The sequence below is a fragment of the Entomomonas asaccharolytica genome, from assembly GCF_016653615.1.
Taxonomy (GTDB): domain Bacteria; phylum Pseudomonadota; class Gammaproteobacteria; order Pseudomonadales; family Pseudomonadaceae; genus Entomomonas; species Entomomonas asaccharolytica.
Genome location: NZ_CP067393.1, coordinates 2881579 through 2904961 on the forward strand (window position 1 = coordinate 2881579; position 23383 = coordinate 2904961).

The window sequence follows — 23383 nt, forward strand, 5'->3', positions numbered from 1 at the left end:
TATAACGGAAAAAGGCCGGTGGCAAAAGCCACCAGCCATCAGCTCTATTTTAATGTTGGAGCTGCCAACATTAAGCTAAACTTACTTAAGTTCAACCTTAGCACCAGCTTCTTCAAGTGCTTTCTTAGCTGCTTCAGCTTCGTCTTTAGTAGCGCCTTCTTTAACAACAGCAGGAGCACCGTCAACAACAGCTTTAGCTTCTTTAAGACCTAAACCAGTGATTTCACGTACTGCTTTAATTACGTTAACTTTCTTATCACCAGCTTCAGCTAAGAAGATTGTGAATTCAGTTTTTTCTTCAGCAGCAGCTTCACCGCCACCAGCAGGGCCAGCAACTACAGCAGCAGCGGCAGAAACACCAAATTTTTCTTCCATTGCTTTAATTAATTCAACAACTTGCATTACTGACATTTCAGAAACTGCATTGATGATATCTTCGTTAGTAAGAGCCATAACTCTAATTCCTATATAATTGAAAATGGTTAAAAACCATTAAATAACTTGTTAAACCAATAAACTTAAGCAGTAATTAAGCTGCAGAAGCTTCTTTTTGAGCTTGGACAGCAGCCAAAGTACGTACGAATTTGCTTGTAGCGCCTTGAATAACACTCATTAACTGAGAAATTGCTTCGTCGTAAGTTGGTAAGCTTGCTAAAGCATCAGCTGCAATCAAATTGCCATCAAAAGCGGCAGCTTTGATTTCGAACTTCTCTTGACCTTTCGCAAAATCTTTGAAAATACGGGCAGCAGCGCCTGGATGTTCATTTGAAAATGCAATTAAGGTTGGGCCTTTAAATGTATCAGTAAGTACTTCAAATGGAGTACCTTCTACTACACGGCGAAGTAATGTATTACGCACAACGCGCATATATACACCACTCTCACGAGCCTGTTTACGAAGTCCAGTCATAGCACTTACAGTCACGCCACGTGCGTCAACAACAACAGCGGATAAAGCGCTTTTAGCAGCCTCGCTGACTTCAGCAACAATCGCTTTTTTGTCTTCGAGTTTAATTGCCACGGGTTTACTCCTGGATGTTCCATTAAACTTAATAGTTATCTATTAAGCGGTTTTGGTGTCTGATTCATTGGAATCGGGAGCACCATCTGCGTAGGCCTATAAGATTAAGGTTAACCACCTACGGTCTTGGATAGCCCCCGCCAGGCAGGGACCCCAATCTTGTTAGCACCATTTATTAATGGTGCGGTAATTCTTAAATATTTAATGATGCTTGATCGATTTGTAACCCTGGGCCCATAGTTGAGCTAAGAGTAACACGCTTTAAGTAAACACCTTTAGAAGTAGAAGGTTTTAAACGTTTAATTTCAGTTAATAACGCTTCTAAGTTCTCTTTTAATTTAACTGGTTCAAAGTCGACTTTACCAATAGAGGCATGAATAATACCTTCTTTATTAGTACGGAAACGAACTTGACCTGCTTTAGCACTTTTAACAGCTGCTGCTACGTCTGGCGTTACAGTACCGACTTTAGGGTTAGGCATTAAACCACGAGGACCTAATACTTGACCTAATTGGCCTACTACACGCATAGCATCAGGAGAAGCGATCACTACGTCATAGTTTAAATCACCTGCTTTCATTTCAGCAGCTAATTCATCCATACCTACTTTATCCGCACCTGCAGCTAAAGCTGCTTCAGCAGCAGCACCTTGAGTAAACACAGCAACACGTACAGTTTTACCTGTACCGTTAGGCATATCAGCAGCACCACGTACTACTTGATCTGATTTACGAGGATCAACACCTAAGTTAACCGCAATATCAACTGATTCTTTAAATTTAACAGTTGATAATTCAGCTAATAATTTAGCAGCGTCTTCGATTGCATAAACTTTATTTGCTTCAACTTTTTCAGCGATAGCCTTTTGACGTTTAGTTAACTTAGCCATTACACACCCTCCACATTTAAGCCCATGCTACGAGCAGAACCAGCGATGGTGCGCAAAGCAGCTTCTAAATCAGCAGCTGTTAAATCAGCTTGTTTAGCTTTAACAATTTCTTCTAATTGAGCACGTGTTACTGTACCCACTTTTTGTGTATTAGGCTTAGCAGAACCACTCTTAATACCGGCTGCTTTTCTTAATAATACAGCAGCAGGCGTACTCTTAGTTTCAAAAGTGAAACTACGGTCTGCGTATACAGTAATAATAACTGGTGTAGGAAGACCTGGTTCCATGCCTTGTGTTTTAGCATTGAACGCTTTACAGAATTCCATGATATTTACACCATGTTGACCTAATGCAGGACCAACTGGTGGGCTTGGGTTAGCCTGACCGGCTTTTACTTGCAATTTAATGTAGGCAGTTATTTTCTTAGCCATTATATGCTCCAATGATGGGTATTAACGCTCAAAGAGCTCCCCGTTACAAACAACTCTATCCCCATAAAGGGGATAGAGATTTTTAAATATTAAACTTTTTCGACCTGACCAAACTCAAGTTCGACTGGCGTCAAACGCCCAAAAATAGAAACAGCCACTTGCACACGGCTTTTCTCATAGTTTACTTCTTCTACAGTACCATTGAAATCAGCAAATGGTCCATCAGTCACACGAACTGTTTCACCTGGTTCAAACAATGTTCTTGGTTTTGGCTTATCACCTGTATTAGCTACACGTTGTAAAATAGCTTCTGCTTCCCTTTCAGTGATAGGTGCTGGTTTATCAGCTGTGCCACCGATAAAGCCCATTACACGAGGCGTATCTTTTACTAAGTGCCATGTACTATCATTCATTTCCATCTGCACTAGAACATAACCTGGGAAGAATTTGCGCTCACTCTTGCGTTTTTGACCACTACGCATTTCCACTACTTCTTCAGTAGGTACTAAGATTTCGCCAAACTCTTCTTCTTTACCCGCTAGCTTAACGCGCTCTTGTAATGAACGCATTACATGCTTTTCATAGCCAGAATAGGCGTGTACCACATACCAACGTTTAGCCATGAACCATTACCCTACAATTAAAGAAACTAACCAACCAAATAAGGTATCTAAACCCCATAATATTAAAGCAGTAATAATCACTACCACGACTACAATAAATGTAGTTTGTTTAGTTTCTTGACGGGTAGGCCAAACTACTTTACGAATTTCTGCACGAGCTGATTTTAGCAAGCCAAAAAATATCTGACCTTTCTGAGTTTTCAACCCAACAAAGATTGCTAATGCCGCTAAAACTAATAGACCAACAACGCGATAAAATATAGATATATTAATAGATGCAAGATACCAGTTCCCCGCAACACCAGCCACTACGAGAATAGTAACAATGATCCATTTCAGGGGATCAAGACGATAGCTTTGGGTTTCAACCTTGGTACTCATCTAAAAAGATCCTTAAGTAAGAATAAATTACCAGTTCCTCTATCATTTAGGAAACTGGCAGGCCAGGAGGGAATCGAACCCCCAACCTACGGTTTTGGAGACCGTCGCTCTGCCAATTGAGCTACTGGCCTAATAAAAGGCCGGACATTATACTTACTTTGACCAACAAAAAGCAACCCTTTCTAAAATATTTTTCTTTGTTAAATATTTACTGAAAAGAAAAGGTATCTAACCTTATACAATGGAGCTCATGAGCGGATTTGAACCGCTGACCTCACCCTTACCAAGGGTGTGCTCTACCAACTGAGCTACATGAGCAAGATTATAAAGATGGAGCGGGCAGCGGGAATCGAACCCGCATCATCAGCTTGGAAGGCTGAGGTTCTACCACTGAACTATGCCCGCTTACTTGTCAAAAGTAATCTGGTGGAGGGGGAAGGATTCGAACCTTCGAAGTTGAAAACGTCAGATTTACAGTCTGATCCCTTTGGCCGCTCGGGAACCCCTCCAAAGTGAGGCGGCATTTTGCTTGTAAATGCCGCCGCTGTCAAGTATTTTTTAAAAATTTTATTGTTTTTTTATTCATTCCCTTAATTACTAATAAGATTCCATTGATTAAGCTAAACCATAACCCATTAAGCGTTTATAACGTTGCTCTAAGAGCTCATCAATAGTTAATTTCTGCAAATCTGCTAATTGCTCAGCTAATACTGCTTGAACATTAGTAGCAGTTACAACATAATCTCGATGTGCACCACCTAATGGTTCAGTAATCACTTGATCAACAATATCTAAGCCTTTTAAACGCTCAGCAGTCACGCCCATAGCCTCAGCTGCGTCAGGAGCCTTTTCAGCTGTTTTCCAAAGAATAGACGCACAACCTTCTGGTGAAATCACAGAATAAATAGAATATTGCAGCATATTTAAACGATCACCCACACCAATGGCTAAAGCACCACCAGAACCGCCCTCACCAATCACTGTAGCAATAATAGGCGTTTTTAAGCGCGCCATTACACTCAAGTTCCAAGCAATCGCTTCGCTCTGACCACGCTCTTCAGCACCAATACCAGGATAAGCACCTGGTGTATCAATAAAGGTTAGGATAGGCATTTTAAAACGTTCTGCCAGCTCCATTAAACGACAGGCTTTGCGATAACCCTCTGGGCGAGGCATACCAAAATTGCGACGCACCTTTTCCTTAACATCACGACCTTTTTGATGCCCTATCACAACAATAGGTTTATCATCGAAACGAGCCACACCCCCTACAATAGCTTCATCGTCTGCATAATGACGATCACCATGTAACTCTTCAAACTCGGTAAATAGATGACTTACGTAGTCTAATGTGTAAGGACGTTTAGGATGACGAGACAGCTGAGTAATCTGCCAACTGGTCAAATTATTAAATAAGCTCACCGTTTTTTCTTGCTTTTCTTTTTCTAAATTAGCGATAGCTTCTGATATATTTTGAGAATTGCCATCTTGCGCCAAACGTAACTCATCAATTTTAGCTATCAAGTCAGCAATAGGCTGTTCAAAGTCAAGAAAATTTGGGTTCATAACCATCCCACTTAGTTAAAATAATACCTTAATCAATTAGCTATTATAACTTTTCATCTCTAAAAGAGCTAATTAACCATTAAATTTATATTATGCTAGATTATATACATAAAACATAAGTTCGTCATGGAATAACCATCTAATAAAGAAATTCATAAACTATTTATTCCGTCACTATTTATTATTTTTAGCTGCTAGCTTTATATTGATACTCAATACTCTGTTGTTGGCAATAATAGATTATTATTAATAAGCGGCTAGCTAAATAGTTCTTAGCTAGCCCAAATAATAACACAATAAAATCTTTTTAATCTGATCACCTAATTATTGTTTTTTATCTTTTACTTTAAAATGAATCCAATACACTTCTTTTTCAATAAAGTACTACTTCAGTGCCTCCCATTTTAGGATAGCTTATTATTATTCTTATAAATAAAGCATCTATACAAAAGAATATTATAATGTTACTACTCACAAGATTGTAAAATACCTATTTGCACGACAAATAAAATAACTGGTCTAAAATAACCTATATTAATTTTTAATATTGCTATCATTGAAGACATAATAAAAACTATTCCACTACCCACAACCGAACCACTGATTAACGATAATTTAAATAGACATTCTCTTTACCAAACTGATCCCTTAACAATTGAATTAATTGATCAGCAGGCTTAATTTGCCATTCATTACCAAACTTTAACAAAGCAGCGGCATGATTATTTTGATAATCCAAACTAATGGGACAACTACCTTTATGTTGTTGTAGTAGACTGGTTAACCAATTTAGCTTATCTACGGCCAATTGCTCTGGTCGTACACGAATACGTAAACTCTCTGCTAAACTCACTCGTGCATCTAACAAGCTGTGAACCTTTTTAACACGCAATCTCAGCCCACCAGAAAAATCATCATGGCTTACTTCACCCTCTACTACAATCATAGCATCTGTTTGTAGTAGAGCTTGAAACTCACTAAACACATCAGCAAATAAAGATGCTTCTATACGCCCTGAGCGATCATCGAGTACGATAAAACCCATCTTATCGCCTTTCTTATTTTTCATTACTCGCATACTAACAATCAGCCCAGCAATAGTTTGATTATCTCTTGAGGGCTTGAGGTCAACAATACGTTGTTTTGCAAAACGCCGTACCTCCACCTCATACTCGTCGATAGGATGGCCTGTTAAATACAAGCCAAGGGTTTCTTTCTCCCCTTTTAAACGATCCTTAATTGATAGTTCACGTATTTTTTTATAGGCTTGATAAACATCACCAGTTGATTCATCAACAAATAACTCAGCAAACAGGTCTATATGACCACTGTCTTTACTTCTTGCTTGTTGCTCTGCCGCTTGAATGGCATCATCCATCGCCGCAGCCAATACTGCACGATTTCTATCAACTGTCGCTTTATAAGCCTTTAACTCATCGTGGTAATGAGGCCCTAAACGATCAAAGGCACCAGAACGAATTAATGCTTCTAAAGTACGCTTATTAATACGTTTTAAATCTATGCGCTTACAAAAATCAAATAAATCTTTGAATGATCCATTTTGGCGAGCCTCTACGATAGCTTCAACTGGCCCTTCTCCAACACCTTTGATTGCGCCTAAACCATAAATAATTCGTTGATCATCACCTACTGTGAATTTAAACTCAGAAGCATTAACATCTGGCGCATCTATACGCAATTTCATATTACGACATTCTTCAATCAGCGTTACCACTTTATCTGTATTATGCATATCAGAAGAAAGTACAGCCGCCATAAAGGGGGCTGGATAGTGCGTTTTTAGCCAAGCTGTTTGATAGGAAACTAGACCATAGGCTGCCGAATGCGACTTATTAAAACCATAACCAGCAAACTTTTCTACCAGATCAAAAATATTACCTGCTAAATCTTTATCAATACCGTTTTGCTCAGCACCTTCTAAAAATACTGAGCGTTGCTTTGCCATTTCTTCAGGTTTCTTTTTACCCATAGCTCGACGCAACATATCTGCACCACCAAGGGTATAGCCTGCCATTACCTGTGCAATCTGCATAACTTGTTCTTGATACAAGATAATGCCATAAGTAGGTGATAGTACTGGCCTTAAACTCTCTAATTGATAATCGGGATGAGGGAAAGCTAATTCTGCGCGACCATGTTTACGATTAATAAAGTCATCTACCATCCCAGATTGTAATGGGCCAGGCCTAAATAAAGCCACCAAAGCGATAATATCTTCTAAACAGTCTGGCTTAAGCTTTTTAATCAGCTCTTTCATTCCCCTTGACTCTAACTGAAACACAGCTGTTGTTTCTGCTCTTTGTAAGAGTTTATAAGTTCTGTCATCATCAAGTGGAATAAAGTTAATATCTAAAGCGGCTTCTCCTTGCTTAGCACGCTCACGATTAATAGTTGCCATTGCCCAGTCGATAATCGTTAATGTTCTTAGTCCCAAGAAGTCGAATTTGACTAAACCTGCTGCTTCCACATCATCTTTATCATATTGCGTGACCAAATTATGACCATCTTCATCACATTGCACAGGCGAGAAATCAGTCAACTTAGTAGGCGCAATAACCACTCCACCTGCATGTTTACCTGTATTACGAGTAATCCCCTCTAACTTTACAGCCATTTCCCAAATTTCGGCTGCTTCCTCATCATTTTTCAGAAAATCCCTTAAATTTTCTTCTTGTTCATAAGCTTTCTGTAAAGTCATGCCAATTTCAAAAGGAATCATTTTAGATAAACGATCAGCAAGACCATAGGACTTTCCTTGTACTCGCGCCACATCTCGCACTACCGCCTTTGCAGCCATAGTACCAAAGGTAATAATCTGGCTCACTGCATTACGACCATAGGTTTCTGCCACATAATCAATTACACGGTCGCGACCATCCATGCAGAAATCCACATCAAAGTCAGGCATAGAGATCCGTTCAGGATTTAAGAAACGTTCAAACAGCAAATCGTAAGCCAGTGGGTCAAGGTCAGTGATTTTCAAAGAATAAGCCACTAAAGAACCTGCACCTGAACCACGCCCTGGCCCAACAGGAACACCATTATTTTTGGCCCATTTAATAAAGTCCATCACAATCAGGAAGTAACCAGGAAAGCCCATTTGAATAATAATATCCAACTCAAATTTCAAACGGTCTAGATACACTTGTTTTTTTGCATCGTAGTCAGGTGTATCTTTAGGCAAAGTATGCGCTAACCTTTCCTCTAAACCATCTAGAGATTCTTTGCGGAAAAAATCATCCATGGTCATGCCTTTTGGCACAGGATAATTTGGCAGAAAATACTGGCCTAACTGTACTTTGATATTACAACGCTTAGCAATTTCAACTGTATTTTCCAAAGCCTCTGGCAAATCACTAAATAATTTAGCCATCTCCTCTGGTGTTTTTAAATATTGCTGATTACTGTAAAAACGTGGGCGTTTTGAATCATCCAATACTCTTCCTTCACCGATACAAACCCTAGTTTCATGAGCTTCAAATTCTTCTTCTGTTAAAAATCGAACATCATTAGTAGCCACTAAAGGTACATTATGTCGGCTAGCTAAGGCCACCGCAGCATGCAGATACTCCTCTTCTTGTGGTCTATTAGTACGCTGTACTTCTAAATAAAAACAATCCTCAAAATACTCCAGCCATTCTTTTAATAACTCATCGGCATCACTAGGGTTATTTGATAATAAAGCTTGTCCTATCTCTCCTTCTCTTGCACCAGATAGAGCAATTAAGCCTTGTGCAGCGGCTTTTACCCAATCTCGCTCAACAATAATCATCCCTTCACTTTGGCCTTGCCCATAACCTTTGGAAATAAGCTCCGTTAAATTACGATAACCCTGTTCATTCATTACTAACAAAGTTAAGCGACTAACAGGTCCATCAGGAAAACGACTGGCTACCCATAAATCAGCACCACAGATTGGCTTAATCCCTGAGCTATTGGCAGTTTTATAAAACTTAATTAAGGCACATAAATTATTTTGATCAGTCACTGCCACTGCTGGCATATTGGCAGCAGTTACTGCTTTAATCAGTGGTTTTACTCTTACTAAACCATCAACCAGTGAGTACTCAGTATGAACACGTAAATGAACAAAAGAAACAGCCATTATCTATACACCTAAGTGATACGAAAAAAAGCTATTTTACCTCTGTCTTATCTATTAAGGTAAATTAATTCTCAATAAGTTTGTTCTAAAGTACTCCACTAATAAAAAACTTATTTAAACAGTAAAGTGTCTTTATTATATCTATTTACAATTTGTTGGAACTAAACGCTGCAATAATTGATCTATTATTGTATTAAGACGAATTTGCTATTTTTATCAAAACCGCAGTTATGCTAAGTTGATTTTAAAGCTCGTAAAACTACTCCTCACAATCTAAAAACAAGGAATACATGATGAAACTTTTTTATACTCCAGGCGCATGCTCGTTATCACCTCATATGGTACTTTGTGAAGCAGGAATTCATTTTGATTTAGAAAAAGTAGATCTGGCTGCTAAAAAAACTGAGCATGGCGATGACTATTTAAAAGTTAATCCCAAAGGGCAAGTACCTGCACTTTTATTAGACAACGGCAACTTATTAACGGAAGGGGCTGTTATTGTTCAATATATAGCGAACCATGCTTCCAGTAAGCATTTAATGCCACCACAAGATGATTTTAAATATTATGAAGCACTTGAATGGCTTAATTACATAGCCACAGAATTACACAAAGGCTTCAGCCCATTATTTAATCCTAAATTTCCTGAAGACTTAAAACAGGCTACCCGTAAACAATTAGAAAAGAAATTGGCGTATCTTGATAGTCAATTGAACCACAAAGACTTTTTACTTGGTGAACAAATTAATGTAGCTGATTTTTATTTATACACTATTTTGACATGGGCAAAAAAAATGAATCTAGAATTGGCATCATTAGCTAATTTAACGCATTTTATTCAAACTATGGAAGAGCGTCCTACTGTAAAAGCTGCACTGGCTGCTGAGAAAAAATAGGCTGTTCAAAAAAAGGGAAGATGTTAAATCTTCCCTTTTAATCACTTTAGAATTGGAAACGATACCCTAAATTAACTTGGCGCTTATCAAAACGGCTTCCATTAGCATAACTAACTTCACCATAAATATTATGTTGCTTATTTAGCTGTGCTGATACACCTACACTGGTTTCAATCCAACCACCTCTAAATTTATAATCTTCTTTATAAGTATTTAAATGGTAGGATGTATTACCATTAAACTCTCTAACATAACCACTTTTTACATGTAGATCAATTGGGCTATCTCCTTTTACAAGATTATAACCAAGTGCTAACTTTGTACTTCCAATTAATGAATCATAACTGCCCAATTTAACTTGCAAACCATTACTCGCATTAACTTTATCGCCCTGTTGATGGCTATACACAACTTGTGCTTGAGGCTCTAAGTAAAAAGCTGACTGGTCAATATTAAAGCGCTTACCTGCTTCTAAAGAAAGGCTGTAACCATCACTCTTACTTTTACCTTTAACACTATCTCCTAGACTATCTTTTACAGAGAAATTATTTTTCATACGTTGATATTTAGCAACAGCATCTATATAGAAGCCGTTATCAGCAATATGTGTACCGTAGATACCAAAATTTATTCCCCTAACACCGCCCGAACCATTATTTCTATAGCGTGGATCCGCATCAGTATAACCAGCCATTAAACCAAAGTATGTATCACCATTATTACCCGTAATCAGTTTATCAATACCTAATTGTAGCCCTGAATAGTTCATATGAAAACCACGTAGTCCATGGTTTGTAGAAAACGAATTTAGCTTACCTGCATAACTCCTTATCCAAAAGTTACCCTCTTGACCTTGATTACTTCTTAGCTCTCCCATACGCTGAAATAATGTTTGTAAGTCAATATAAGATAATAAATAGTTAGTATTTAAGAAGCTAATAGCCGCTTCTGCTGAACTAGATTTTCTATTTAAACCGTACAATTGATGGACTTTAGCACCTAGGTTATTTACTGTAGTACGTAAACCATACTGAAAACCGCCCTGCTCAACAGTATTAGAAGTAAAAATTGCATTAGCACTGGCTGATGGGCTGTAATCTTCGACTATATCATAAAGCTCATTACCACTAGTTGCCGCTGAACCATCATTTGTTATTACTAATGAATATGCACCATCTGAAAAACCTTGTGTAAGAGGCGCGCTTGAATTACCTATAATGATCTTATCACCAGTTTCTGCTCCCATATCAACATGCATATCAAAACTGCCGCTGCCATTGGTTGATTTAAGTGAGTTAGTGATCAGTGTGCTATATAAAGGTGCCAAAAATTTAATTGTACTATCCGATAAATCTAAATCTGTCACTTGAGAACTTGCTAGCATATCCCAAATCATATTATTAGATAAGGTTAATCCAATATTGCCTGTACCAGAGCTATTTGAAGCACTACCTGTTAGTTGACCATTTTGTAAGTCTAAGTTAATTTCACCACCATTAGATGCTGTAATATTACTTGTAATATAAGTATTACCGCTTGAAGTAAAATCAACCACAGTGCCATTATTAGCAACTTTCATATCACCTATCACTGTACTAGACAATGACGTACTAATGGCCAACGTGCCGCCCCTAGCATCAATAGCCAACACATCATTATTACTTGAAGAAGAAAGCTCCAAACTATCTACTTTAATGTCCGATACCCCATCTGTGGTTCTAATCAAAGCACCTGTTGCATCTGTACCTGATGACTTAATCGTTAAATAAAATAAATCTAAATAAAGATTCTTAATATTCGATGAAGAAGAAGTAGCTGATACATTAATACCCACCACTTCATCCGTATTTACTGTACCATTCAACTCAATAAGCATCATAGCGTAGTTGCCATCTTTACTAATAAATGTACTATCAGTCCCTGCAATATCAACACCTACCATAGAATTATTATTAGTTTGTTGTGTTAAAGTAATAAATGTAGATCCATCTGATGATACTTTCCCCCCATTAGCTATAGCAATTCCTGTTACCCCTTTACCAAAAGCATTACTATTGCTGCTATCACTTTCTATTTGAATATTAATATCTGTACCCGTTAATGATCCTTTATCTACATTAATGGCTTTAGCAACAATATCATCCTCCGCATTCATTATTATATCTATAAGTGTAGTATTGTTTAACTCAGATCCTGAGTCTACATTAATACCAATAGCAGAAGAAATTGACTGTTGTGCATAAAAATTGATCTTTAAATCATCACTAGTTAATTTTGAATTCTTATTAACATTGATGCCATTAACTATACTATCTGCACCATCGCCTATATTGCCATTGTTGGCCCTAAAACTTACATCTATATAGCTTCCAGTAAAACTCCCTGTTTCATTCACTTTGATACCATGTACTCCTGGATCATCACTTAATAAAGTGTTAACAGTTGTTGCAATATCTCCTTCAGAGTTAAAAGCAATTTGGGTACTGGATAAACTTTCTACTTCTGCATTTCTAACAAAGACACCTAATCCATTAACAATCTGCTCAGCATTAATTTCAATCTGCGCCATATCATATTCAGCATGTAGACTTGATGTTATAGCAGAAGTATCATTTTTAAACTTCATGCCAACATAATTACCAGCTTTATGATTATCATTAATAATAATTGTTAAATAATCTGCTAAAAAGTCTATTGTACCAGTGGTACTATTAGTTAAACCGATTCCATTTAATTGACCAGAATCCTTAGAAGGATCAGAAAAATTATTAACATTATCAATAGTTATGTATGTAGTACCTAGTAGATTATATTCTATGGTGCTACCATTATAATTTCTATCACTATAAATTCCGTAAACTGTAGCTGTTTGACTGCTATTATTATTTGAAGCATCCATTTGGATAGTTAATTCTTCTGCAGTTACTTTGCTATTTGTTTGTGTACCACTGTCTGAACGAACATAGATACCCACTGTTCTACCCAAAAAGTTAGTACCACTACTATTTGGCGTAGTCGCAGTAATATTAGCACCAATCAAAGAAAATGCACCTAAATCAATACTGCCATTATCAATTAAAATAGTATCTGCCGCGCCTGACCCACTAACATCTGTATTAATAATATTAACACTTCCACCGCCTGCAACTTTAACTTCAGCGCCATTAGAAATATTTATTGTTGTATCGCTGTGGTTATTTGGTAGTATTGTGTTTGATGTATAATTCGTTCCATAACTTCCTGTGGAAAAAATCAAGCCATTAATAACGATACATAGAGTTCTTAACTTCATTTTATTGCCTCTTTATCCTTTATACAGCCAATAAGCTATATTTCCTCAATATTTCAAGAAATTATTAGTACGTAGGCTAGAGAGTTTATGGAGGTGTATGGCAGAAAAACTTTATATAAGAAAACTTTTATTGCTGATATAAAGAACATAGTTTTTGATTAAAGGTACCTTATGCAGAACTTCCTTAGCATTATCCTTTTAAAAACAGCCTAACTTCCAATACCCTCTAGGCAAACATTTGCATAAAATATTAATACTGTACAACTTTGGTTTTTAAAATACCAAACCAGATATCCGTATACTTTATGAGATTATTATCTATTGTAAATATCGCATTTACAATAGATAAGTTACAATTTCTATACGTTGACTTGACTAAAGTTTTAGATTATTTAACTGCCTGCTACAGCCATTTTTTCTATTAATACAGAACCTGTTTTAATGTTACGTCGTGGATCTATATCATTGCCTATCGTTACTATATTGGCAAAAATATCTTTTAGGTTTCCTGCCACTGTCACTTCTTGTACAGGGAAATGAATCTCACCATTTTCCACCCAAAAGCCAGCTGCACCTCGAGAATAATCGCCTGTTACCATATTAATACCACTGCCCATTAGCTCTGTTATTAACAGTCCTTTACCCATTTTTTTCAGTAATGCTGCTAAATTATTTTCACTATGAGAAACAAATAAATTATGGCAACCACCTGCATTTGCTGTACTCGGTAGTCCTAATTTACGACCTGAATAAACGCTCAATAAATAAGTCATTAATTGACCTTTATCAATTATCACCTTGTCATAAGTAGCCAAACCATCTCCATCAAAACTAGTGCTATTTAAAGCTGCTTTTAAACGCGGCTTTTCTGTAATAGATAGCCAATCAGGAAATAATTGTTTGCCTATTGCACCTTCTAAGAAAGAAGTTTTACGATAAATATTACCACCAGAAATAGCGCCTAATAAATGACCAAATAGCCCAGATGCCACTTCGGCTGCAAAAATAACAGGTACTTCACAGGTGGCTATGGTACGCGCTCCTAATCGTTCCACTGTACGTTGGGCCGCTTTGTTACCTATAGCAACAGCAGACTCTAGTTGCTCACCTGCTAATTTAACATCATACCAATAGTCCCTTTGCATTTGGCCATTTTCTTCAGCAATCATGACACAGCTGATACTATGATTAGTAGAGGCATACCCACCTATAAAACCATTGCTATTACCATATACTCTACAGCCATTCCATGTATTTAACGAAGTACCATCAGCATTGCTAATACGTTTATCAGTAGAAAATGCCACTGCCTCACATTCAAGTAATGTATCAATGGCTTGCTCAGGTGTAATATCCCAAGGATAAAAAAGCTCTAAATCAGGTAAGTCTTTTGCCATTAATTCAGGCTCTGCAAGTCCTGCACAGTCATCTTCTGAAGTATGCTTGGCAATTTCTAAAGCTGCAGCAACGGTATCTTGAATCGCTTTCGTATCGGTAGCAGTAGTACTTGCTGAGGCTTTTCTTTGCCCTACATATAAGGTAATACCAAAACCTTGATCTCTATTAAACTCAAGCGTTTCCACTTCTTTTTGACGAACAGTAACAGCTAAACTTTGACTGGTAGAAACCGATACTTCACAGGCTGTGGCGCCTTGTTTTTTAGCTTCCGCTAAAATTTGCTCTACCTGTTTTTCTAAAACAGGTACAGTGGCTGGCCCTACACCATTTTCACTATTCATACTATTCCTCATTTAAAAACTCTCATAATAAATAAGCTATCTGTTATCATACTCACCATTATTTATTATGAGTTTATAACTATGTCTGATACTTTTGATGATGCCCTTTACGAAGAAAAGAGCAAATCCCAAGTAAAACGTGAAATGCATGCCTTAGTCGATTTAGGCAGAAAGCTAACCACCCTTAAACAAGATCAATTAGCTTTATTACCCTTAACCGATATGCTTCGCAAAGCTTTGGCGGATGCACCTAAACACAAATCCAATATTGCTAATAAACGTCATATGCAATATGTTGGTAAATTGTTACGTGACCAAGATATCGACTATATTCAATCTTTTCTTGAACAGATCGATAGCTCAAGCCGTGAATACAATGAACGCTTCCACGCTCTTGAGCAATGGCGAGATCGTTTAGCCACTGAAGGTGATGCTGCTTTAGCTGAATTTGTTGATCAATACCCAGAAGCAGATCGCCAACACTTACGACAACTTATCCGCCAAGCCCAACAAGAAGCAGCAAAAGAAAAACCTCCTGCGGCTGCTCGTAAAATCTTTAAATATATCCGTGAACTGGACGAAATCCAGCGCGGTTTGCGATAGTAAACTACTCTCGCTATTTTCTTAGTTTTTTAATCAAATATAAAAACTAGGTGAATAGCGATCACCATCACATACCTGTTCCACCCACAGTAATAGCTTCAATTTTTAAGGTGGGCTGCCCAACACCAACAGGAACTGACTGTCCATCTTTACCGCAAGTCCCAACACCACTATCTAAAGCTAAGTCATTACCTACCATAGATACCTGATTCATTACCTCTGGACCATTGCCAATTAACATAGCACCTTTAATAGGTGAAGTTAATTTACCATTCTCAATTAAATAGGCCTCACTGGTGGAAAATACAAATTTACCACTGGTAATATCAACTTGACCTCCACCCAAACTTGCACAATAAATACCCTGTTTAACCGATTGAATGATCTCTTCAGGATCACTTTCACCCGCTAACATATAAGTATTTGTCATACGTGGCATTGGCAAATAAGCATAAGATTCTCTACGACCATTACCCGTAGGCTTTTGCTTCATCAACCGCGCATTTAATTTATCGTGGATGTAACCTTTTAAAATGCCATTCTCAATTAAAGTTGTACATTCTGTAGGCGTACCTTCATCATCTACGGTTAAAGAACCACGTCGATGAGTCAACGTACCATCATCCACAATGGTACACAGAGAAGAAGCGACTTTCTCACCGATACGACCACTATAAGCAGAGCTACCTTTACGGTTAAAGTCACCCTCTAAACCATGCCCCACCGCCTCATGAAGCAATACACCAGACCAGCCCGAACCTAACACCACAGGTAATGTTCCCGCAGGTGCTGGCACTGCTTCTAAATTAACTAACGCTTGCCGTAATGCCTCTTTAGCAATGTTCATAGCACGATCTTTGGTTAAAAAGTAACTGTAATCTCTGCGCCCACCACCACCATGGCTAGCACTCTCTCTACGACCATTTTGCTCAACCACCACGCCGACATTAAAGCGCACTAAGGGGCGTATATCAGCCGCCAAATCTCCATCAGAAGAAGCTACTAAAATATGCTCCCAAACGCCTGTTAAACTGATTGTCACTTGCTGTATACGTGAGTCCAAGGCTCTTATAGATTGATCAATGCGCTTTAACAGCTCTACTTTTTCCTCTCTTGCCACTGCTAGCAATGGGTTCTCAGCAATATAAAGCGAATCAGGGGCAACTTTTGCAAAAGTTTGTACACGGCCACTTTGGCCTTTGTTAGCAATAGATTTAGCGGCTGTGGCGGCCTGTATTAAAGCCTCTTTGGTTAATGTATTACTAAAAGCAAACCCTGTCTTTTCCATTGCTAGCGAACGAATGCCAACACCTTGATCGACATTAAAAGTACCCTGCTTAACAATGCCATCTTCCAATGCCCAACTCTCGATAATGGCATGTTGAAAATAAAGATCGGCTGTATCAATACCTTTACCGACTGCTACTGATAAAATACTTGGCAAGGTCTCAATATCTAATCCATTAGGTATTAATAACTGTTGACTCACTGCCGATAAAAGATTACTCATACACTCTCCACATTTTGCAATAGCTTTCAACTATCGCTAATAACAAGGCTTGATCCTTATTATTTAAAAACTACTTTATAGACTATTTGACTATAGATTATAACACAGGGTTGTATTACTAAACTTAATGGCCTATTAATAGAAAAACTATTACTGCTATATAAGGCCATTTCATAAGAAATCAATCAGTTATTACTTTTTATTATTTTCTTTGCTACTGAGTACATTTAATTAATATTGCTTTAATGACTAAAACTGCTAAACTGATTTCAAATTAACATATTTCACTCTATACAATGAATAAACTTACAACACTTCCATGCCTCTACCAACAAGCCTTGCCGTTTGTTATGGAAGTTTATGTGCCTTATCATTTTATAGCCCCTCCTGTTGCTCCGCCCCCACCACCTTATCTAACAACCTTATAAGGTTTGGTTAACTTTCTTTATTAATATCCATTGGCTTATTGCCAAGGTTCGTTATTACTTAAGCAACAGGAATCCATTGTCATGAGTTCTGATAAAGCTCTATATCAATATTATGCTTCAACCAGTTTATTTGTCTTAATCTGGGGTAGTGGTGCTATTTTCTCTCGCTGGGGATTAGATCACGCCAGCGCTTTTGCGTTTTTAAGCCTACGTTTTGTGTTAGCATTAATTGCATTATTATTATTTGCTATTGTCTATAAGCGGCATTTTTTACCGCAAGCAGGTACAGCCTTAAAAGTCACTTTTACTGGCGTATTTATTATTGGTGGTTACTCCATTTGCTATTTTTTAGCACTTGAAAATAATATTACCCCTGGCGTGCTAGCCACCCTATTAGGTGTACAGCCTATTATCACCTTGTTAATTATTGAGCGCCGCTTTAGTTTTGTTCGCTTAGCTGGTTTAATACTCTCTCTAACTGGGCTGGTACTGGTAGTTTTACAAAGTATTTTAATCACCCAACTTTCCTTTATAGGTATTGTTTTTACCTTAACTGCCTTATTTTGTGCCTGTATAGGAGCAATTTTACAAAAGGGGATTAAACAAGCACCCAGTGAAATACTCCCTCTACAATATGCTGTTAGTTTAATGTTATGTTTAATTTTCGTACCTTTTAAACCTTTTCATATTGAATGGTCAGTCAGCTTTATAATTCCTTTACTATGGTTAGGAATTATTATTTCAGTTATTGCTCAACTAATATTTTACCAACTTATTCAACAGGGTAATTTGGTAAATGTAACCAGTCTCTTTTATTTAGTACCTGTAGTAACCGTTATTCTAGACTATCTATTTTTAGGTAATTTATTACCATTACTAAGTTTATTAGGAATGATAACTATCTTACTTGGGTTAGTATTAGTTTTTCATAGCACCAAAAAATAGCCTATAAGGGAATAGTATGATGCTATTCCCTTTTATTTGTTTAGCTTAACACAGCAAAACAATAAAACTATTATGCTAAACTGATGATATAAATCTATGTAGTTTGAATAATAAACATAACAGGTGTAACTAATGCCTCATATCTTAATCATAGAAGATGAAGCAGCAATCGCTGATACATTACTATACGCTTTACAAAGTGAGGGCTTTGAATGCACATGGCTAACACTCGGCAATAAAGCACTAGAGCAACAACAGCAAGCCCCTGCTGATTTATGGATATTAGATGTTGGATTACCAGATATTAATGGCTTTGAAGTTTGTCGCCAATTACGTCGTTTCTCAGAAGTACCTGTTATTTTTTTAACAGCTAGAGACACCGAGATTGATCGCGTGGTTGGTTTGGAAATTGGGGCTGATGATTATGTGGTTAAACCATTTAGTCCACGGGAAATAGCTGCAAGGGTGCGTGCTATTTTAAAAAGAACAGCTAACACCTCTCAAAAAACAAGCATCTCTACAACAGAGGATAAATTATTTTCTGTGGATGAAAGCAGTTATACCATTTATTTACAGCAACAACCCATCAATTTAACTCGTCATGAATTTCATTTATTACGCTATCTACTTGCTCAACCTAAGCGTGTTTTTAGTAGAGAGCAACTGTTAGACGCATTAGGTATTGCTGTTGATGCGGGCTATGAACGCAATATTGATAGCCATATTAAAACACTGAGAGCCAAAATAAGGGAAATAGACAGTAATTTAGATGTTATTCGTACTCATCGTGGCTTTGGCTACAGCTATGACCCTAGCTAATACAGATAATATAAAATGGCCTTAGCAAAACGCATTTTTCTATTCTATTTCTTATTTGTCGCGCTCTGCGGCTACTTTATGGTGAATTTATTTTCTAACCAGATTTACCCCAGTATTCGCCAAACCACTGAAGAAACCCTAGTGGATACAGCTAACTTATTAGCAGAAATTGTTAGTGATGATTTGCAACAGGGTAAGATTAATCAATACTATCTTCAGCACCGCTTAGCCGCTTATCAAAAACGTGATCCTAACGCCTCTATTTGGGGTATAGCCAAAAACTCAGTGGCGATGCGTATTTATATTACTAATGATAAAGGTATTGTGTTATTTGACTCGACAGGTAAAGATGTTGGTAAAAACTATTCACGCTGGCGTGATGTTTATTTAACCCTAAATGGCTCTTATGGCGCACGAACCACCCAAGAAAATCCTGAAGATGAAAAATCAACAATTATGTATGTTGCTGCGCCTATTAAGTATGAGAATAAAATCATTGGTGTACTCACGGTAGGCAAACCAAATATCACGGTTACACCTTATATCAATAAAGCTGAGTCAAGATTGATATTTTTTGGTGTTATCTTACTTATCGCCAGTTTAGCAGTAGGCGCTCTATTATCATGGTGGCTTGGTGCTTCGCTACATCGTTTTACACGCTATGCAAACGCTATTAGTAAAGGAGAACGAGTTAAAGCACCCCAATTTTATGGTGGCGAATTAACCCAATTAGCTAAAGCATTAGATAAAATGCGTGGCGAACTGGATGGTAAAAACTATGTAGAACGCTATGTACACACCCTTACCCATGAATTAAAAAGTCCGTTAGCGGCTATTCGTGGAGCTACAGAGTTATTACAACAAGATATGCCAATTGAAAAAAGAAATCTCTTTCTAAAAAATATTGATAATGAAAGCGAACGTTTACAAAGGTTAGCCGACCGTTTACTGAATCTAAGTATGGTTGAACAACGTCAAACATTAGAAGAAATTAGCACTATCCCAATCCTACCCCTGATTCAAAAATTACTCACCAGCAAGTCTTCACGCATTGCTCAACAACAGCTTAATGTAGAAGTAAATATTGATGATCAATTAACTATTCAAGGGGAAATATTTTTATTAGAGCAAGCTTTTTCTAATCTATTAGATAATGCATTAGACTTTATTACTGATCAAGGGCTGTTAAAGATTGATAGTAAGATAATAGACCAACAACTTATCATTAATTTTTATAATAAAGGTACAAGTATTCCAGACTATGCCCTAAATCGTCTCTGCGAACGTTTCTATTCGTTAGCTAGGCCAAAAACAGGGCGTAAAAGCACCGGCTTAGGATTAAACTTTGTTCAAGAAGTGGTACTTTTACATAAAGGGCAGCTTTCTATTACAAACTATAAAGAGGGTGTATTAGTTAGCTTATCTTTCCCTATAGCTATTGCTGTATAACTTTAAACAAGGCGCATAACTGAAAACAGTACAATGATTGTGGCAAAGTCATTCAACGACGCGTAAAAATATAGAGCAATAGCTATCTTTAAAAATAAACTTATAAAATACCTAATAGCTTAAGTGATTGTTTAGCTATATCTACACGTTTAGCAATATCTTTTTTAGGGTCTAACATATCAATATTTATCGCAAAGCTATAAACTTTCCCTTCTTTTTCTACCCAACCTACAAACCAACCTACATCAGGCTGATGGTTATCTGCCCAACCTGTTTTGCCATGCAATTGCCAATTTTCCCCTTGCTCTAACAAAGTAATTTCATGAATGGTTTGCTGTACTTCTTTATCATAAGGTAATGTTTGTTGTGCTAAATCTGCTAAAAAAATGGCTTGCTCTACAGCACTAATTTTAAAAGGTCCAACTAACCAAAAATCATCTACCACTTGCCCTATATTAGTATTACCATAATTTAATAGCTTAATATTAGCCTGCATTTGGGCAATGCCTATCCTTCTTGCTAATTCCTGATAAATAGGAAGATTTGAAACTTTTATAGCATCTCTTAAGCCCATATCACGTTGCCACTCAGCCCTTGAGTATGACTTACCACCATAAGGTAACTTTTCATCAACATTTTTTATCGTTTTAGTGGCTAAACCAATTAAGCTATTCACTATTTTAAAAGTAGAGGCGGGAATAAAACGTGTATTAGCGCGAATTTGATTATAGCCAATCAGTTGGTGTTGCTGAACATCATAAACTACAAAAGTACCTACAGTATTACTATCAATAAAAAGCTGGTCTATCTCTTTATTATCATACCAACTTATGGCATAACTCATTTGTGTAAATAAAAATAAAATACAAAAAAATAACTTATTCATCTTATAACTTCTTTAATCATTAAAATTAATTGCCTTTATCTTAAATAACCCTTTATACAATTTCCACAAAAACTCCATATTCTTTTCATAAAAACTCCATAACAACACGAGATACTGTTATCCATCTTTTACAAAGGAATTTTATTATGCAGTGGCAGCTGGCTTGCAAGATTATTACCATCTTACTTTTAATAGCTTTGCTACTGATCCCTATCACTATGATTTATGGACTTATTTATTAGCGTATGTGGTTACGCAACAAAGTAGTCAGCCTATCAAAAACAGATAAAGCTCACTTATTCTTAAAAGAGGAATCTATAAATGACTAAAGTACGTGGACTTCGAGAAGATATTCAACTAGGACTCGCTCTAAAACAACAGATGGAGCAATGGTTACTAACAAGCTATCAAACGACCAATAAACACATTACAAAAATTGATTCTTTAACAGCACAACCAAAACACAATAAAACCTATTAAACAAACTAATGGGTAAAGTCAGCCATTGGCTTTATCCATTGTATCTTCTCTTATATTTCAAGTTATAAAAAAAATGCTAACAGTAATATAACAATAACTTGTTAAACATAGCCTTACCTTAATTAAATAGATTAGAATAAATATTTTTTAAATAAGCAATCTGAGGAGAGGCAATATGAATATGATAAAAACGCGTGCGGCTGTCGCATGGGCTGCCAATCAGCCATTATCTATAGAAGAAGTAGATTTAATGCCTCCTCAAAAGGGTGAAGTACTGATTCGTATTATAGCAACAGGTGTTTGTCATACCGATGCATATACTTTATCGGGTGCAGATCCCGAAGGGATATTTCCTGCCATTTTAGGACATGAAGGAGCAGGTATTGTTGAAGCAGTAGGTGAAGGGGTTACCAGTTTAGCTGTGGGTGATCATGTTATTCCCCTGTACACACCAGAGTGTGGTAAATGTAAATTTTGTCTTTCTGGTAAAACTAACCTTTGTCAGGCTATTCGTACTACACAAGGCAAAGGATTAATGCCTGATGGAACTACCCGTTTCTTTAAAGATGGTCAGCCTATTTTTCATTATATGGGTACATCTACTTTCTCAGAATACACTGTAGTGCCAGAAATAGCTGTGGCAAAAATTAGCAAAGATGCTCCTTTAGAAAAAGTTTGCTTATTGGGTTGTGGCATTACCACAGGTATGGGTGCAGTAACCAACACAGCAAAAGTAAAAGCTGGTGACACAGTCGCTGTATTTGGTTTAGGGGGTATTGGCTTAGCAGTTATTATGGCAGCTAAAACCGTAGGTGCTAGCCGTATTATTGCTATTGATTTAAATCCTAATAAATTTGAATTAGCAAAAAAACTAGGTGCTACAGACTGTATCAATCCTAAAGATTATGACAAACCTATTCAAGATGTAATTGTAGAAATGACCGATGGGGGTGTTGATTTCTCTTTTGAATGCATTGGTAATGTGAAAGTAATGCGTTCTGCACTAGAGTGCTGTCATAAAGGTTGGGGCGAATCCGTTATCATTGGCGTTGCAGGTGCAGGTGAAGAAATTGCTACTCGACCTTTCCAACTTGTGACTGGCCGAGTATGGCGTGGTTCTGCTTTTGGTGGCGTAAAAGGTCGCTCACAACTACCAGTTATTGTTGATAATTATTTGCAAGGTCAATTTGATTTAGACGACTTTATCACCTATGAACTGCCTCTGGATGAAATCAATAAAGCATTTGATTTAATGCATGAAGGCAAATCAATTCGTACAGTTATTCGTTTTTAAGCAAT

At 37.1% G+C, this 23383-nt stretch carries 20 protein-coding genes and 4 tRNA genes; 8 read left to right on the forward strand and 16 right to left on the reverse strand.

Annotated elements, in window-relative coordinates; translation table 11 throughout:
- Positions 1 to 81: 81 nt before the first annotated feature.
- The 12 genes from rplL to dnaE form a co-directional block, all read right to left on the reverse strand.
- The gene (gene rplL / locus JHT90_RS13360; RefSeq protein WP_201091863.1) at positions 82 to 453 is read right to left on the reverse strand and encodes a 50S ribosomal protein L7/L12; all 372 of its coding nucleotides are present in this window, start codon (positions 451 to 453) and stop codon (positions 82 to 84) included.
- 76 nt (positions 454 to 529) lie between these two features.
- Positions 530 to 1021 (reverse strand): 50S ribosomal protein L10, encoded by a 492-nt coding sequence (gene rplJ / locus JHT90_RS13365; protein WP_201091864.1) that lies wholly within the window; start codon positions 1019 to 1021, stop codon positions 530 to 532.
- A 193-nt stretch (positions 1022 to 1214) separates the two neighbouring features.
- The gene (rplA, locus tag JHT90_RS13370; protein WP_201091867.1) at positions 1215 to 1910 is read right to left on the reverse strand and encodes a 50S ribosomal protein L1; all 696 of its coding nucleotides are present in this window, start codon (positions 1908 to 1910) and stop codon (positions 1215 to 1217) included.
- On the reverse strand, positions 1910 to 2341 hold the full coding sequence (gene rplK, locus JHT90_RS13375) for a 50S ribosomal protein L11 (protein WP_201091870.1): 432 nt from the start codon (positions 2339 to 2341) through the stop codon (positions 1910 to 1912). The genes rplA and rplK overlap by 1 nt, the downstream gene beginning before the upstream one ends.
- Positions 2342 to 2430: 89 nt before the next feature.
- Positions 2431 to 2964: a transcription termination/antitermination protein NusG gene (gene nusG / locus JHT90_RS13380; RefSeq protein WP_201091871.1), complete on the reverse strand. Its 534-nt coding sequence runs from the start codon at positions 2962 to 2964 to the stop codon at positions 2431 to 2433.
- Positions 2965 to 2970: 6 nt separating this feature from the next.
- Entirely contained in the window at positions 2971 to 3345 is a 375-nt protein-coding gene (gene secE / locus JHT90_RS13385) for a preprotein translocase subunit SecE (protein WP_201091873.1), read from the reverse strand.
- 55 nt (positions 3346 to 3400) lie between these two features.
- Positions 3401 to 3476: transfer RNA gene (locus tag JHT90_RS13390), tRNA-Trp, on the reverse strand.
- Between the two features lie 111 nt (positions 3477 to 3587).
- Positions 3588 to 3663, reverse strand: a tRNA-Thr gene (locus JHT90_RS13395).
- A gap of 13 nt (positions 3664 to 3676) precedes the next feature.
- Positions 3677 to 3750, reverse strand: a tRNA-Gly gene (locus tag JHT90_RS13400).
- A 19-nt stretch (positions 3751 to 3769) separates the two neighbouring features.
- Positions 3770 to 3854, reverse strand: a tRNA-Tyr gene (locus JHT90_RS13405).
- Between the two features lie 106 nt (positions 3855 to 3960).
- Positions 3961 to 4911 (reverse strand): acetyl-CoA carboxylase carboxyltransferase subunit alpha, encoded by a 951-nt coding sequence (locus tag JHT90_RS13410; protein WP_201091874.1) that lies wholly within the window; start codon positions 4909 to 4911, stop codon positions 3961 to 3963.
- A 604-nt stretch (positions 4912 to 5515) separates the two neighbouring features.
- Positions 5516 to 9037 carry a DNA polymerase III subunit alpha gene (dnaE, locus tag JHT90_RS13415; RefSeq protein ID WP_201091875.1) on the reverse strand — a complete coding sequence of 1174 codons (3522 nt, stop codon included), beginning with the start codon at positions 9035 to 9037 and terminating at the stop codon, positions 5516 to 5518.
- A gap of 290 nt (positions 9038 to 9327) precedes the next feature.
- On the opposite strand from dnaE, the gene gstA reads away from it, so the two are divergent.
- Entirely contained in the window at positions 9328 to 9933 is a 606-nt protein-coding gene (gene gstA / locus JHT90_RS13420; protein WP_201091876.1) for a glutathione transferase GstA, read from the forward strand.
- A gap of 46 nt (positions 9934 to 9979) precedes the next feature.
- Here gstA and JHT90_RS13425 read toward each other — a convergent pair whose 3' ends face one another.
- Positions 9980 to 13225: an autotransporter outer membrane beta-barrel domain-containing protein gene (locus JHT90_RS13425; RefSeq protein WP_201091877.1), complete on the reverse strand. Its 3246-nt coding sequence runs from the start codon at positions 13223 to 13225 to the stop codon at positions 9980 to 9982.
- A gap of 392 nt (positions 13226 to 13617) precedes the next feature.
- Positions 13618 to 14964 (reverse strand): metalloprotease PmbA, encoded by a 1347-nt coding sequence (gene pmbA / locus JHT90_RS13430; RefSeq protein ID WP_201091878.1) that lies wholly within the window; start codon positions 14962 to 14964, stop codon positions 13618 to 13620.
- Positions 14965 to 15045: 81 nt separating this feature from the next.
- Between pmbA and yjgA the strand changes: the two genes are divergently transcribed.
- Positions 15046 to 15567 carry a ribosome biogenesis factor YjgA gene (gene yjgA, locus JHT90_RS13435; RefSeq protein ID WP_201091880.1) on the forward strand — a complete coding sequence of 174 codons (522 nt, stop codon included), beginning with the start codon at positions 15046 to 15048 and terminating at the stop codon, positions 15565 to 15567.
- Positions 15568 to 15634: 67 nt separating this feature from the next.
- On the opposite strand, the gene tldD is transcribed toward yjgA, so the two are convergent.
- Positions 15635 to 17077 carry a metalloprotease TldD gene (gene tldD / locus JHT90_RS13440; protein WP_201091888.1) on the reverse strand — a complete coding sequence of 481 codons (1443 nt, stop codon included), beginning with the start codon at positions 17075 to 17077 and terminating at the stop codon, positions 15635 to 15637.
- 509 nt (positions 17078 to 17586) lie between these two features.
- On the opposite strand from tldD, the gene JHT90_RS13445 reads away from it, so the two are divergent.
- From JHT90_RS13445 to creC, 3 genes are all read left to right on the forward strand, one after another.
- Complete coding sequence (locus JHT90_RS13445) at positions 17587 to 18450, forward strand: DMT family transporter (protein WP_201091890.1); 864 nt, start codon at positions 17587 to 17589, stop codon at positions 18448 to 18450.
- A 132-nt stretch (positions 18451 to 18582) separates the two neighbouring features.
- Complete coding sequence (gene creB, locus JHT90_RS13450) at positions 18583 to 19269, forward strand: two-component system response regulator CreB (RefSeq protein ID WP_201091892.1); 687 nt, start codon at positions 18583 to 18585, stop codon at positions 19267 to 19269.
- Positions 19270 to 19284: 15 nt separating this feature from the next.
- Positions 19285 to 20718, forward strand: coding sequence for a two-component system sensor histidine kinase CreC (gene creC / locus JHT90_RS13455; protein WP_201091894.1), 1434 nt, complete (start codon positions 19285 to 19287; stop codon positions 20716 to 20718).
- Positions 20719 to 20818: 100 nt separating this feature from the next.
- On the opposite strand, the gene blaOXA is transcribed toward creC, so the two are convergent.
- Positions 20819 to 21604: a class D beta-lactamase gene (blaOXA, locus tag JHT90_RS13460; protein ID WP_201091896.1), complete on the reverse strand. Its 786-nt coding sequence runs from the start codon at positions 21602 to 21604 to the stop codon at positions 20819 to 20821.
- A gap of 151 nt (positions 21605 to 21755) precedes the next feature.
- Between blaOXA and JHT90_RS13465 the strand changes: the two genes are divergently transcribed.
- The 3 genes from JHT90_RS13465 to JHT90_RS13475 all read left to right on the forward strand — a co-directional run bounded on the left by JHT90_RS13465 (position 21756) and on the right by JHT90_RS13475 (position 23378).
- Complete coding sequence (locus JHT90_RS13465) at positions 21756 to 21893, forward strand: hypothetical protein (RefSeq protein WP_201091897.1); 138 nt, start codon at positions 21756 to 21758, stop codon at positions 21891 to 21893.
- 32 nt (positions 21894 to 21925) lie between these two features.
- Positions 21926 to 22084, forward strand: coding sequence for a hypothetical protein (locus JHT90_RS13470; protein ID WP_201091898.1), 159 nt, complete (start codon positions 21926 to 21928; stop codon positions 22082 to 22084).
- 181 nt (positions 22085 to 22265) lie between these two features.
- Positions 22266 to 23378, forward strand: coding sequence for an S-(hydroxymethyl)glutathione dehydrogenase/class III alcohol dehydrogenase (locus JHT90_RS13475; RefSeq protein ID WP_201095908.1), 1113 nt, complete (start codon positions 22266 to 22268; stop codon positions 23376 to 23378).
- The last annotated feature ends 5 nt before the right edge of the window (positions 23379 to 23383 follow it).